Below are 12,028 nucleotides of genomic sequence, written 5' to 3'. Positions count from 1 at the left end.
CGAATTCTCAGAAGAGTTTCATGCCGGGCGGCAGAGGCAGGCCCTTGGTCAGCTCGGCCATGCGATCCTGCGCGGCGCGGTCGGCTTTGCCGCGCGCATCGTTCATGGCGGCGACGATCAGGTCTTCGAGAATTTCCTTCTCGTCCGCATTCATGAGTGAAGGGTCGATGCTGATGGCTTTGAGTACGCCTTTGCCCGATACCTTGACGGTAACGACGCCGCCGCCCGCGCTGCCTTCGACTTCGACATTGTCGAGTTCAGCCTGAGCGTCCTGCAGCTTCTGCTGCATGGCCTGCGCCTGCTTCATCAATCCCATCATGTCGCGCATCGTCTCTACTCCACTTCGTCTTCGGCGTCGGTTGCGCCGAGCATATCCATGTCCGCCTCGGACGCACCGTCCTCGGCCGCCTTCGCGCGCTCGATCACGTTGACGACCTGCGCGCCGGGAAATTTCGCGAGCACCGCCTGCACCAGCGGATGGTTCGTCGCGCCTTCCTTGCGCTCGCGCTCCGCCGTGTCGGCCTGTTCGCGTAAGGTGGGGGCACCCGCGTCGGATGACAGGGCGACCATCCAGCGCTGGCCGGTCCATTGTTGCAGCGCGCGCGCCAGATCGTTGGCGATCGTGCGGCTACCGCCTTCAGCCAAGTTGAATTCGATACGCCCTTCCTCGAAGCGGACGAGGCGCACATCCCGCTCAAGCGCGGTTTTCAGCACGATCTCGCGCTGCTCGGCGGCTAAAGCCACCACGTCCTCGAAGCGACGCAGACGCATGACGGGCGCGGTGCCCTGCGGCTGAGGCCGCGGCTGCGGCATGGGCTGCGGCATGGGCTGCGACGTCGCAAGCGCCACGTTGCCGGACACGATGGGGCCCGAAGGCGGAGGCGACGACGGCAGCGGCGCAGACGGTCCACCCGTCGAGACGGGAGCGCCGTCTTTCAGCGCGCGCAAAGCCTCGTCCGGCGTAGGCAGATCGGCAGCATAGGCCAAGCGCACCAGCACCATTTCCGCCGCCGCGATGGGGCGGTTCGAGGCCTGCACCTCAGGAATACCCTTCAGCAAAATCTGCCAAGCACGGGAGAGTGTGCGCACCGAAAGCTTTTGGGCATACTCGCTGCCGCGCGACCGCTCGGCCTCAGACAAGGCCGGGTCTTTCGCCGCATCGGGAATGAGTTTGAGCCGCGTGACCACATGGGAGAAGGCAGCGAGATCGGAGAGGATGACGCTCGGGTCCGCACCCGCATCGTATTGCGCACGAAGTCCCGCGAAAGCGGCAGGCACGTCGCCGCGCATCACCGCCTCGAACAGGTCGAGGACGAGCGTGCGGTCGGCAAGGCCCAGCATGTCTCGCACGGTCTCGGCCGCGACATGCCCCGCGCCGTGGGCGATAGCCTGATCGAGCAGCGAGAGCGAGTCACGCGCCGAGCCTTCCGCCGCGCGGGCGATGGCGGCAAGCGCCTCTTGATCGGCCTTCACACTTTCCGCGTCACAGATGCGGCCGAGATGCGCGACGAGCTTGTCCGTCTCGATGCGGCGCAGGTCGAAGCGCTGGCAGCGCGAGAGAATGGTGACCGGGACTTTGCGGATTTCGGTCGTCGCGAAGATGAACTTCGCATGCGGCGGCGGTTCCTCCAGCGTCTTCAGGAAGGCGTTGAACGCCTTCTCCGAGAGCATGTGAACCTCGTCGATGATGTAGACCTTGTAACGCGCGGAAACCGGCGAATAGCGGATACCGTCGATGATCTGGCGGACGTCGTCGATGCCGGTGTGGGAGGCCGCGTCCATTTCCAGCACGTCCACATGCCGCGATTCCATGATCGCTTCGCAATGCACGCCAAGCTCAGGCATATGGATGGTCGGCCCACCGGTGCCGTCGGCCCTCTGATAGTTCAGGCCGCGCGCGAGAATGCGGGCCGTCGTGGTCTTGCCGACGCCGCGGACACCGGTCAGCATCCAGGCTTGCGGGATGCGGCCCGTCTCGAAAGCGTTCGAGAGCGTGCGCACCATCGCTTCCTGGCCGATGAGATCGTCGAAGGTGCGGGGGCGGTATTTGCGGGCGAGAACGCGATAGGGCGAGCCCGGCGCGGCTGCAGGCGCGGGCGGGAAACCGGGCAAAGCCGGCTCGTCGTTCAGGGGCGTGCCGGTTGTGGTTTCGTCCATCGGCTCTTGAGGCTCTGGGATGTGAGGCGCCGACCTGAAGCGCCAGGGTGGGAGGCTGGACGAAGACCCGTTCGGTCTCGTTAGGGCTGCTTCCTTCCGGACCTGACCCGGTTGGCGAGTGAGACGTCCCTCGCCAACCTCCCGCCGCCTATATGGAGTTTTCGTCAGAGGAACGCAAGTTTCATAGCCGAGCGGGGTGGGGATAGGCACCGCCGGTCAAGCTCGGGTAACGTGAGGCCATGAATTCACATTTCCAGCTCGATTCGCGGCTTGAGGCCGATACCATCCCGGTCGGGGATCTGGCCCTGTCCTCGGTTCTCCTCCTCAACGACGCCCGCTTTCCCTGGTTCGTACTGGTGCCGCGCGTCCCGACTGTCAGCGAGATCACCGATCTGTCGGACGCGGATTACGCCCAGCTCACACAGGAAATCCGCATCGCGACGAAGGTCATGATGGCGCTGGCCAAGCCCGACAAGGTGAATGTCGGGGCGCTGGGGAACATCGTGACGCAGCTTCATGTTCATGTGATCGGGCGCTTCCGCTCCGACCCCGCCTGGCCAGGCCCGGTCTGGGGCCACGGCACCCGTACCCCCTATCGGCCTCACGCAGCGACTGCCCTCATCGAGCGCGCCGCGGCCCTTTTTGCAGCAGCCTGACCATGACATTCGCTCCCGGCTACATCACGAACGCCCTCGTGCGCCACAGCGCCGAGGAGGACCCGGACGCGCTCATCCGCCACCTCGGCAACCCCGACGCGGCCATGGTGATTTTCGCAGGCGACTTGCCGATCCTGCAAGTGGGCGCGCCGGGAACCGGGCTGCTCCCCTCTTCTGCCCTGGCACGACTTAAAAACCACCACGAACAGGTCCTCCTCGGGACGCTGAACGACCGCCCGGTCATCGCGACTCTTGCGCCGCCGGAATCGGCGGAGCTGTTTCAGGACGATCCCGCCTTCACCGTCACCGATCTCCGCTCGGTCGCGGTGCAGGGCCTCGTACCGTTCGAGGAACTGGGCACGCTCGCCATGGCGAAGTCCATGCTTGGCTGGCATGCGCGCCATCGCTTCTGCGCCAATTGCGGCGCTCGGACAGAGCCCGCGCATGCGGGTTTCCGGCGCGATTGCGCAGCCTGCGGCACGGAGCATTTTCCGCGCACCGATCCGGTCGTCATCATGCTGGTGACGCGCGGCGGCAAATGCCTCATGGGACGCCAGAGCCGGTTTACGACCAAAACCTATTCCTGCCTCGCGGGCTTTCTGGAACCCGGTGAGACCATCGAGGACGCGGTGCGGCGCGAGACCTTCGAGGAAGCGGGCGTGCGCGTTGGCAAGGTGCGCTATCTCTCCTCGCAACCCTGGCCGTTCCCGTCATCGCTGATGATCGGCTGCGTCGCGGAAGCCGAGACCGACGCCATCACCATCGACACTGCGGAGTTGGAAGATGCGCGCTGGTTCACGCGCGACGATATCCGCCGCATGCTCGACGGCACGCACGAGGATTTTGCCGCGCCCTCCCCCATCGCGATTGCGCATCATCTGTTGCGCGAGTGGATGCGGAACTGACGCTTCAGCTTCTCGGAATCGGCTCGAAGCGATAGCCGATTTCCGTCACGGTCTGTCCGCGCAGTTCGAGCCGCTGCTCGACCGTCGGCCTGCCGCCAAGTATTTCGTAAAAGCTACGTGCGGAAAAGTTCTGCTCAAGCACCCAGAGCCCAGCGGAGGCGAAGTTCTGCGCGAGATGGTCGAACACGCCTATCGCCAACCGCCGACCGATGCCCTGGCGCTTCACGCGGTCGATGAGGTAGATCGCGTAAAGCTCGGACTCGGTATCGAGCGGCGTCGTGCCCTTCTCGCGCACGGCGCCGCCGCGCGCAAAGCCGACGATGGTGCCGTCCACATCTTCAGCCACCAGAAACTTCGCCGTCGGATCGGGCCTGGAGAGTATGTCGCTCCACATCCGAAACCGCTCTTCGACCGACAAACCCGCAAGCGATTCCGCGTTCAGGAAATCCTTGTAGGATTCACGCCAACCCTGCACATGCGCGCGGGCGACGCCTTCTGCGTCCTCGACCCCGCCGTCGCGGACGAGAATGGTCACTCGGCCGCTTCCTTGATCTTTTCGCGGAACAGATGCGCCGGATAGACGCCGAGGATGCGCAATTCGCGCGAGAAGAATTCAAGCTCCTCGAGCGCGCGCTTCAGGTTCACGTCATCCGGGTGGCCGTCGACTTCCGCGTAAAATTGCGTCGCCAAGAACTCGCCTTCCAGCATGTAGCTTTCGAGCTTCGTCATGTTGATGCCGTTCGTCGCGAAACCGCCGAGCGCCTTGTAGAGCGCGGCCGGCAGGTTGCGGACGCGGAAGACGAAAGAGGTCACCGTCGGCCCCTTGCCTGCCGCGACCCATTGCGGCGTCTTGGAGAGAATGACGAAACGCGTCGTGTTGTGCGCCTCGTCCTCCACATCCTCGGCGAGAATTTTCAGGCCGTAGATGTTCGCAGCCATACGTGGCGCGAGCGAAGCTTTGGACGGGTCCTTCCACTCGGACACCTCGCGCGCGGAGCCCGCCGTATCGCCCGCCACATGAGCCTTCAGCCCGAGCTTGCGGATGATCTTGCGGCACTGGCCGAGCGCGTGAACGTGGCTGTGCACGCTCTTGATGGTGCCGAGATTGGCTTCCGGAATAGCCATGAGCTGGAAATGAATCGGCAGAAAGTGTTCGCCGATGATGTGCAGCCCCGAAGTCGGCAGCAGGTGGTGGATATCCGCCACGCGGCCCGCGATCGAGTTCTCGATCGGGATCATGGCGAGACCCGCCTGCCCCTCGTCCACGGCGGCAAAGGCATCCTCGAAGGTCGGGCTCGGCAGCACCTGCCAATCGGGGAAAACCTCATCGCAAGCGATATGGGAGTTGGCCCCCGGCTCGCCCTGAAACGAAATGACCTTGTTCATGATGTCCTCCGCGCCGCGATGATCTCGCGCGCCCTTTCCAGATCGTGGGGCGTATCGACTCCGAGCGGCACATCGTCGACCACGACCGCATCGATGCGCATTCCGGCTTCCAGCGCCCGCAACTGCTCAAGCTTCTCGCGAAGCTCCAGCGGCGACGCGGGCATGCCGACGAACCGTTGCAACGCTTTGCGGCGATACGCATAGAGGCCGATATGGTGATAGAGCGGCCCGCCCCCATAAGGCGCGGTCGCCCGGGTGAAATAGAGCGCGCGGAAGCGGCCGGGCGAAACTTCGCTGCCGACCATCTTCACGACGTTGGGGTTGGTCCGCTCCTCCTCCCGCTCGATCACCGCAACCAGGGTCGAGACATCGACAGCGGCGTCCGAAAGGGGGGCGATGGAGGCGGCAATGGCGCGGGGGTCAACCGTCGGCAGGTCCCCCTGCACGTTCACCACCACGTCGTGCCGCCCTTCCGGGTCGAGCTTTTCCACAGCCTCGAAGATGCGATCGGAGCCAGAGGCGTGGTCGGAGCGGGTCATGACGGCCTGTCCCCCGGCGCGGATGACGGCGTCGGCGATCTCGGGAGCGTCAGTCGCTACCGCCACCGGCCCGATTCCGGCCTCGACGGCCCGGCGCCACACATGGACGATCATGGGCTCGCCCGCGATATCGGCGAGCGGCTTGTTCGGCAGGCGGGTTGCGGCAAGGCGTGCCGGAATCAGCACGAGAGGATCGGACATGGTGCGCCCCAATGAAACTCGGGGCGGTCCTTACCAAGGCCGGGCGGTTTTGTCATGAGCGGCCCCTGCCCCGAAAAGACCGCGCTGCGACCACGAGACCGGCGAAAACCCGCTCGCCCCCCATTGTCAAAACCCCATCTCTACGGCTAAGCAACGCCACGGTCGCGGGCGCCCGCTCGCGGCTGCCCTATTCCGTTGCGCTGATTTCGCCGCTGAGAGGCGAGGAGAGCCTAATCCATGAATATCGAGACCAATAAGATCGCGGGTGCCGTATTCGGCTCGCTTCTTTTCGTGGTCGGCGTCAACGTCATCGCCGGTGGTCTGTTCGCGCCGAAGAAGCCTGCTGTGCCGGGCTACGATCTTCCGGGAGCGGCAGAGACGGCAGCCGGTGGCGCAGCCGCTCCGGCAGCTCCTGCGGAGCCCCTGCCCGTCCTCCTCGCCAAGGCCGATCCGGCCAAGGGCCAGTCGGCTGCCAAGAAGTGCGCCGCCTGCCACACCTTCGAAAAGGGCGGCCCGAACAAGGTCGGCCCGAATCTCTACGGTCTCGTCGACCGTCCTGTCGCCTCGCACGAGGGCTTCAACTACTCGGCAGCTCTCAAGGCCAAGGGCGGCAACTGGACCTACGAGAAGATCGACCACTTCATCACCTCGCCCAAGGGTGACGCCCCCGGCACCATCATGGCCTTCGCAGGCGTCGCCCAGGCGCAAGAGCGCGCCGATATCCTGGCTTACCTGCGGACCCTCTCGGACAACCCGGTCCCCTTCCCCGCCAAGTAAGGCGCGGACCATACCCCTTTCGAGAAGCCGGGCCGTTAAGCCCGGCTTTTTGTTTTGTGCGTTATCACAGGAATCGATTCGGCTTCGTGACGCCCCATCCACTTGACGGACAAGCGGTTTTTCCTTGTCCTGTGAGCGCCGGGACGCGCGGCCCCGGATAGACGCCTCACGCAGGAGATGCCTTGTGATCCGCCCCGTTCTGCTCAGCCTTGCCGCCGCCTGTTTTGCCGCCTCCCCCCTTGCGGCGCAGGAATGGCGGCACGGCTCGACGCTCCTCGGCCAGCCGAAATACGGTCCCGGGTTCAAGCATTTCGACTATGTGAACCCCGACGCGCCCAAGGGCGGGCTGGTGCGTCTCGGCGCCCAGGGCACCTTCGACAGCTTCAACATCGTCATCGCAGGAGTCAAAGGCGTCCCGGCGGCAGGCCTGAACGACGTCTATGAAAACCTGACCACCTCGTCCCTCGACGAGCCGAGCGCGAGTTATGGGCTTCTGGCCGAGGCGTTCAGCTATCCGGATGACTTCTCCTCCGTCACCTTCCGCCTGCGCCCCGAGGCGCGCTGGCATGATGGCCGATCGGTCACGGTCGAGGATGTGGTCTTCTCCTTCCAGAGCTGGAAGACCCTCAACCCAGCCCAGGCCTTCTATTATGCCAACGTCGTGAGCGCGGAGAAGGTCGGCGAGCGCGAGGTCAAGTTCACGTTCAACCAGAAGGGCAACCGCGAACTGCCCCACATCATGGGCCAGCTTTACATTCTGCCGAAGCACTGGTGGGAGGGAACCGCTCCGGACGGGCGCAAGCGCGACATCAACCAGACCACCCTGGAGCCGCCACTCGGCTCCGGCCCTTACCGTGTCAAAAACTTCGATGCGGGCCGCAGCGTGTCCTATGAGCGGGTGAAGGATTATTGGGGTGAAAACCTCAACGTGAATGTCGGCCAGTACAACTTCGATGAACTGCGCGTGGAGTACTACCGGGACGCAACGGTGCTGCTGGAAGCGTTCAAGGGCGACCGGACCGATTTTCGCACCGAGAACAGCGCCCGCAACTGGGCAACGGGATACGACTTCCCAGCCCGCAAGGACGGCCGCGTCATCATCGAGGAATTCCCATTGCGTTCCATGGGCGTGATGCAGGCCTTCGTGCTCAACCTGCGACGCGACAAGTTCAAGGACCAGCGCGTCAGGCGCGCATTGAACCTCGCCCTCCCCTTCGAGGAGATCAACAAGACCCTCGCTTACGGCCAGTACAAACGCATTTCGAGCTATTTCGACGGCCTCGATCTCGCCTCCTCCGGGCTGCCGGAGGGCCAGGAGCTGGCCATTCTGGAAACCGTGCGGGACAAGGTGCCGCCCCAGGTATTCACCACGCCCTACACGAACCCCGTCAGCGACTCACAGGAGGCGATCCGCAACAACCTTCGCGAGGCAGACAGGTTACTCCGCGAGGCAGGTTGGGAGGTGAAAGACCGCAAAAGGGTCAATGCCAAGGGCGAGCAATTCACCATCGAGCTTTTGGGTGACAGCCCCAACGACGAGCGGTTGTTTCTGCCCTACAAGGCCGCGCTCGATCGCCTCGGCATCTCCACCACCGTGCGCATCGTGGATGATGCGCAGCAGGTCAACCGTATCCGTTCTTTCGACTTCGACGTCACAATGGGCGCGTGGGCCGAGAGCCAATCACCCGGCAACGAACAGCGTGAGTTCTGGGGTTCAGAAGCAGCGGAGCGTCCCGGCTCGCGCAATATCGCGGGTATCGCCGACCCCGGCGTCGACGCCTTGATCGACCGCGTCATCTTCGCGAAGAGCCGCGAGGAGTTAGTAGCCGCGACTAAGGCGCTCGATCGCGTGCTTCTGGCACATGACTACATGATCCCGCACTGGACTTACGGGAAGCAACGCACCGCCCGCTGGGACCGCTTCAGCCACCCTGAGACAATGCCGCGCTATGGCGGCGCCGCCTTTCCGACCATCTGGTGGTATGATGAGGCAAAAGCCGCCAAGACCGGAGCGCCGCGATGAAGCACCCTAACCGCCGAGGCATCCTGATCGGCGGGGCCGCGATGACGGCCCTGTCAGCCTTGCCACGACGCGGCTTCGCGCAGACAGCATCGGACATCGAAACCTACGGCCTGTCGAGCTTCGGCGACCTCAAATACGGCCCCGACTTCAAGCATTTCGACTATGTGAATCCCAATGCGCCGAAGGGCGGCCTGCTGGCGATCCAGCTCAAGCAGGGCACGGGCAATCAGAATTTCGACACCTTCAACACGCTCAACATCTTCGTGTTGCAAGGCGACGGCGCGGCCGGCATGGGCAGCACCTTCGACAGCCTGATGACGTCGGCGGCGGACGAACCGGATGCACTTTACGGCCTCGTCGCCAAAAGCGTTCGCGTCTCGGCCGACAAGCTGACCTATCGCTTTCTGCTGCGGCCCGAAGCGCGCTTTCATGATGGCTCAAGGCTCACCGCAAGGGACGCGGCTTTCTCGCTCAACGTTCTCAAGGAGAAAGGCCACCCGGTCTTTCGTGCTGTTCTGCCGCAAATGACATCCGCCGAGGCTGAGGCGGACGATGTGCTGCGCGTTCAATTCTCTCCCAAGCGCAGCCGCGATATTCACCTCGTCGTCGCCGGCCTGCCGATTTTCTCGGAACGCTACTGGCAAGGCCACGACTTCGAGGCCTCGACGCTGGAGCCACCGCTCGGCTCCGGCGCCTACAAGGTCGGAAAGTTCGAGCAGGGCCGTTTCATCGAATTCGAACGCGTGCCGGATTACTGGGCGAAAGATCTGCCGGTGAATGTCGGCCTCAACAATTTCGACCATGTTCGGTACGAATATTTCCGCGACCGTGCGGTGGCTTTCGAGGCCTTCAAGAGCGGCGTGCTGAACTTTCAGGAGGAATACACCTCCCGCATCTGGGCGACGGGGTACGATTTTCCCGCCATTCGCGAAGGTCGCGTGAAGAAGGAAGAGTTGCCGAACAACGCGCCCTCTCCCATCCAGGGCTGGTACTTCAACACGCGCCGCGATGCGTTCAAGGACCCGCGCATCCGCGAAGCCATCGGCCTTGCTTTCGACTTCGAGTGGACGAATGCGAACATCATGTTCGGCTCCTATCGCCGGCTCACGTCGTTCTTCGAAAACTCGGACATGAAGGCGGTCGGCCTGCCCTCGCCGGAGGAACTGGCGCTTCTTGAACCCTTCCGGGGCAAGGTGTCGGATGCGGTCTTCGGCGAGCCCTATCTGCCGCCGGTCTCCGACGGATCGGGCCAGGACCGCAAATTGCTGCGCCGCGCCGACGAGCTTCTGCGCGCAGCCGGGTGCAAGCGCGACGGCGGCGTGTTGAAGCTGCCGAACGGTCAGCCTTTCCGCATCGAATTTCTCGATTTCTCCGCCGCGTTCCAGCCGCACACCGAGCCGTTCCAGGCCAATCTCAAGAAGCTCGGCATCGACGCCACGTCGCGCATCGTGGATGCCGCGCAGTATCAGCGCCGCTTGAACGACTACGATTTCGACATGACGAGCCGCGCACTCAGCGGCTCGACGACGCCCGGCGATGACTTGCGGATCGTCTATGGTTCGGAAGCCGCGCGGACACCTGGCAGTCGAAACATCGCCGGCATCGAGGACCCCGCCGTGGATGCGCTGGTGCAGCGCATCGCAGATACAAAGAGCCGGGCCGAACTCAACGTCGCCTGCCGCGCCCTCGACCGGGTGCTGCGCGCAAACCAATACTGGGTGCCCATGTGGTGGAAGGCGAACAATTGGCTGACCTTCTGGGACCAATTCTCGCGGCCCGCCATAAAGCCGCGTTTCACCACGGGCGCGCCAGACACCTGGTGGTACGACGCGGAAAAATCCAAGCGGATCGGGCGGGGCTGAGAGTGTGAGCGAAAACACCGCATCGCCGGCCATCGCGGGCACTCCTCGGACGATCCTGCGGCTAGAAGGACTGGCACTCTTCACGATCGCAAGCGTGGCCTTCAGCTATACCGGGTTGTCCTGGTGGCTCTATGCGGCACTCTTCCTCCTTCCCGATGTGAGCTTTGTCGCCTATGGGGCTGGCCCCAGGCTCGGAGCTATGATCTACAATATCCTTCACACGATGATCGGGCCTGCTCTCCTGATCGGAATCGGGCTTTTTCTGGCAAGCCCGCTTCTACTGGGACTGGCCGCGATCTGGGCGGCTCATATCGGGTTTGACCGCATGTTGGGGTACGGATTGAAATACGCGACCGGCTTCTCAGACACCCATCTCGGCCGTATCGGTCGTGACCGCGCGGGCGCTTGATGTTCGCCTATATCGCGCGCCGCATCCTGCTGATGGTTCCGACGCTGCTCGGAATCATGCTGATTTCCTTCACCATCGTGCAATTCGCCCCCGGCGGCCCGGTGGAGCGCATCATCGCTCAGCTTCAAGGCCAGGATTCCAGCGCCACCTCGCGCATCTCGGGCGGCGGCGGCGACTTCTCCGGCGGACAAAGCGCGGCAGGCGGCGGCGCGGCGGAGGCCTCTTCCTCGCGCTATCGTGGTGCGCAGGGACTCGACCCGCAATTCATCAAGCAGCTCGAAGTGCAGTTCGGCTTCGACAAGCCCGCGCCCGAGCGCTTCGCCAAGATGCTGTGGGACTACGCGCGCTTCGATTTCGGCAAGAGCTATTTCCGCGACATCTCGGTGTTGCAGCTCATCAAGGAGAAACTGCCCGTCTCGATCAGCCTCGGGCTTTGGATGACGCTTCTCTCCTACGCCATCTCGATTCCCCTCGGCATCCGTAAAGCCGTGCATGACGGCTCGTCCTTCGACATCTGGACCTCGGCGATCGTCATCATCGGCTATGCGATCCCCGGCTTCCTCTTCGCGATCCTTCTGATCGTGCTGTTCGCCGGCGGCTCGTTCTGGCAGCTCTTCCCCTTGCGCGGCCTGACCTCCGAGAACTGGTCGCAATTCTCGCTCGCTGGCAAGGCGGTCGATTATCTCTGGCACATCGCCCTGCCGATTACCGCCATGGCGCTCGGCGCGTTCGCGACCTCGACCTTGCTCACGAAAAACTCGTTCCTCGATGAGATCCGCAAGCAATATGTGCTGACGGCTCGCATGAAGGGGTTGTCCGAGGGCCAGGTGCTTTACGGCCACGTTTTCCGCAATGCGATGCTGATCGTGATCGCCGGCTTTCCCGGCGCATTCATCGGCGCGTTCTTCGCAGGTGCGCTCCTCATCGAGACCATCTTTTCGCTCGATGGGCTCGGCCTTCTCTCGTTCGAGTCCATCGTGAACCGCGATTACCCGGTGGTGTTCGCGAACCTCTACATCTTCTCGCTCCTCGGGCTTGCGGTGAACCTGATCTCGGATCTCACCTATACCGGGATCGATCCGCGCATCGATTTCGAAACGCGGGAGACGTGAG

General features: G+C 63.6%; 12 protein-coding genes and 1 other RNA gene. 7 read left to right on the top strand and 6 right to left on the bottom strand.

The features are described from left to right. Positions 1 to 7: 7 nt before the first annotated feature. The 3 genes from HB375_RS05665 to ffs form a co-directional block, all read right to left on the bottom strand. The gene (locus HB375_RS05665; RefSeq protein WP_167672006.1) at positions 8 to 328 is read right to left on the bottom strand and encodes a YbaB/EbfC family nucleoid-associated protein; all 321 of its coding nucleotides are present in this window, start codon (positions 326 to 328) and stop codon (positions 8 to 10) included. A 5-nt stretch (positions 329 to 333) separates the two neighbouring features. Further along, positions 334 to 2,157 carry a DNA polymerase III subunit gamma/tau gene (locus HB375_RS05660; RefSeq protein ID WP_167672005.1) on the bottom strand — a complete coding sequence of 608 codons (1,824 nt, stop codon included), beginning with the start codon at positions 2,155 to 2,157 and terminating at the stop codon, positions 334 to 336. A gap of 46 nt (positions 2,158 to 2,203) precedes the next feature. Next, an RNA gene (gene ffs / locus HB375_RS05655) (signal recognition particle sRNA small type) lies at positions 2,204 to 2,300 on the bottom strand. 96 nt (positions 2,301 to 2,396) lie between these two features. On the opposite strand from ffs, the gene HB375_RS05650 reads away from it, so the two are divergent. Beyond that, complete coding sequence (locus HB375_RS05650) at positions 2,397 to 2,813, top strand: HIT domain-containing protein (protein WP_167672004.1); 417 nt, start codon at positions 2,397 to 2,399, stop codon at positions 2,811 to 2,813. Positions 2,814 to 2,815: 2 nt separating this feature from the next. Beyond that, positions 2,816 to 3,718: an NAD(+) diphosphatase gene (gene nudC / locus HB375_RS05645; RefSeq protein ID WP_167672003.1), complete on the top strand. Its 903-nt coding sequence runs from the start codon at positions 2,816 to 2,818 to the stop codon at positions 3,716 to 3,718. 4 nt (positions 3,719 to 3,722) lie between these two features. On the opposite strand, the gene HB375_RS05640 is transcribed toward nudC, so the two are convergent. The 3 genes from HB375_RS05640 to HB375_RS05630 are packed head-to-tail and all read right to left on the bottom strand — an operon-like array spanning position 3,723 to position 5,844. Then, positions 3,723 to 4,253, bottom strand: a complete 531-nt coding sequence (locus HB375_RS05640; RefSeq protein ID WP_167672002.1) for a GNAT family N-acetyltransferase — start codon at positions 4,251 to 4,253, stop codon at positions 3,723 to 3,725. Beyond that, positions 4,250 to 5,104 (bottom strand): prephenate dehydratase, encoded by an 855-nt coding sequence (locus HB375_RS05635; protein ID WP_205800076.1) that lies wholly within the window; start codon positions 5,102 to 5,104, stop codon positions 4,250 to 4,252. The genes HB375_RS05640 and HB375_RS05635 overlap by 4 nt, the downstream gene beginning before the upstream one ends. Then, positions 5,101 to 5,844: a 3-deoxy-manno-octulosonate cytidylyltransferase gene (locus tag HB375_RS05630; protein ID WP_167672001.1), complete on the bottom strand. Its 744-nt coding sequence runs from the start codon at positions 5,842 to 5,844 to the stop codon at positions 5,101 to 5,103. Before HB375_RS05630 ends, HB375_RS05635 begins: the two co-directional genes overlap by 4 nt. A gap of 237 nt (positions 5,845 to 6,081) precedes the next feature. On the opposite strand from HB375_RS05630, the gene HB375_RS05625 reads away from it, so the two are divergent. The 5 genes from HB375_RS05625 (at position 6,082) to HB375_RS05605 (ending at position 12,027) form a co-directional block, all read left to right on the top strand. After that, positions 6,082 to 6,621, top strand: coding sequence for a c-type cytochrome (locus HB375_RS05625; protein WP_167672000.1), 540 nt, complete (start codon positions 6,082 to 6,084; stop codon positions 6,619 to 6,621). A gap of 184 nt (positions 6,622 to 6,805) precedes the next feature. Then, positions 6,806 to 8,644, top strand: a complete 1,839-nt coding sequence (locus HB375_RS05620) for an extracellular solute-binding protein (protein WP_167671999.1) — start codon at positions 6,806 to 6,808, stop codon at positions 8,642 to 8,644. After that, positions 8,641 to 10,506, top strand: coding sequence for an extracellular solute-binding protein (locus HB375_RS05615; protein ID WP_167671998.1), 1,866 nt, complete (start codon positions 8,641 to 8,643; stop codon positions 10,504 to 10,506). The genes HB375_RS05620 and HB375_RS05615 overlap by 4 nt, the downstream gene beginning before the upstream one ends. Positions 10,507 to 10,510: 4 nt before the next feature. Then, positions 10,511 to 10,915 carry a DUF4260 domain-containing protein gene (locus HB375_RS05610; RefSeq protein ID WP_343232356.1) on the top strand — a complete coding sequence of 135 codons (405 nt, stop codon included), beginning with the start codon at positions 10,511 to 10,513 and terminating at the stop codon, positions 10,913 to 10,915. Beyond that, positions 10,915 to 12,027, top strand: a complete 1,113-nt coding sequence (locus HB375_RS05605) for a microcin C ABC transporter permease YejB (RefSeq protein WP_167671997.1) — start codon at positions 10,915 to 10,917, stop codon at positions 12,025 to 12,027. The genes HB375_RS05610 and HB375_RS05605 overlap by 1 nt, the downstream gene beginning before the upstream one ends. Position 12,028 lies beyond the last annotated feature (1 nt).

The sequence above is a fragment of the Microvirga terricola genome (genome assembly GCF_011777495.1).
Classification (GTDB): domain Bacteria; phylum Pseudomonadota; class Alphaproteobacteria; order Rhizobiales; family Beijerinckiaceae; genus Microvirga; species Microvirga terricola.
The sequence above is the reverse complement of the archived record's forward strand: the minus strand, read 5'-3'. Positions and strand labels throughout refer to the sequence as shown.

Bases quoted from the DNA above. Each gene is read 5' to 3' on its own strand.
- HB375_RS05665 (WP_167672006.1), bottom strand. From the start codon at position 328: ATGCGCGACATGATGGGATTGATGAAGCAGGCGCAGGCCATGCAGCAG.
- HB375_RS05660 (WP_167672005.1), bottom strand. From the start codon at position 2,157: ATGGACGAAACCACAACCGGCACGCCCCTGAACGACGAGCCGGCTTTG.
- HB375_RS05650 (WP_167672004.1), top strand. From the start codon at position 2,397: ATGAATTCACATTTCCAGCTCGATTCGCGGCTTGAGGCCGATACCATC.
- nudC (WP_167672003.1), top strand. From the start codon at position 2,816: ATGACATTCGCTCCCGGCTACATCACGAACGCCCTCGTGCGCCACAGC.
- HB375_RS05635 (WP_205800076.1), bottom strand. From the start codon at position 5,104: ATGAACAAGGTCATTTCGTTTCAGGGCGAGCCGGGGGCCAACTCCCAT.
- HB375_RS05630 (WP_167672001.1), bottom strand. From the start codon at position 5,844: ATGTCCGATCCTCTCGTGCTGATTCCGGCACGCCTTGCCGCAACCCGC.
- HB375_RS05625 (WP_167672000.1), top strand. From the start codon at position 6,082: ATGAATATCGAGACCAATAAGATCGCGGGTGCCGTATTCGGCTCGCTT.
- HB375_RS05615 (WP_167671998.1), top strand. From the start codon at position 8,641: ATGAAGCACCCTAACCGCCGAGGCATCCTGATCGGCGGGGCCGCGATG.
- HB375_RS05605 (WP_167671997.1), top strand. From the start codon at position 10,915: ATGTTCGCCTATATCGCGCGCCGCATCCTGCTGATGGTTCCGACGCTG.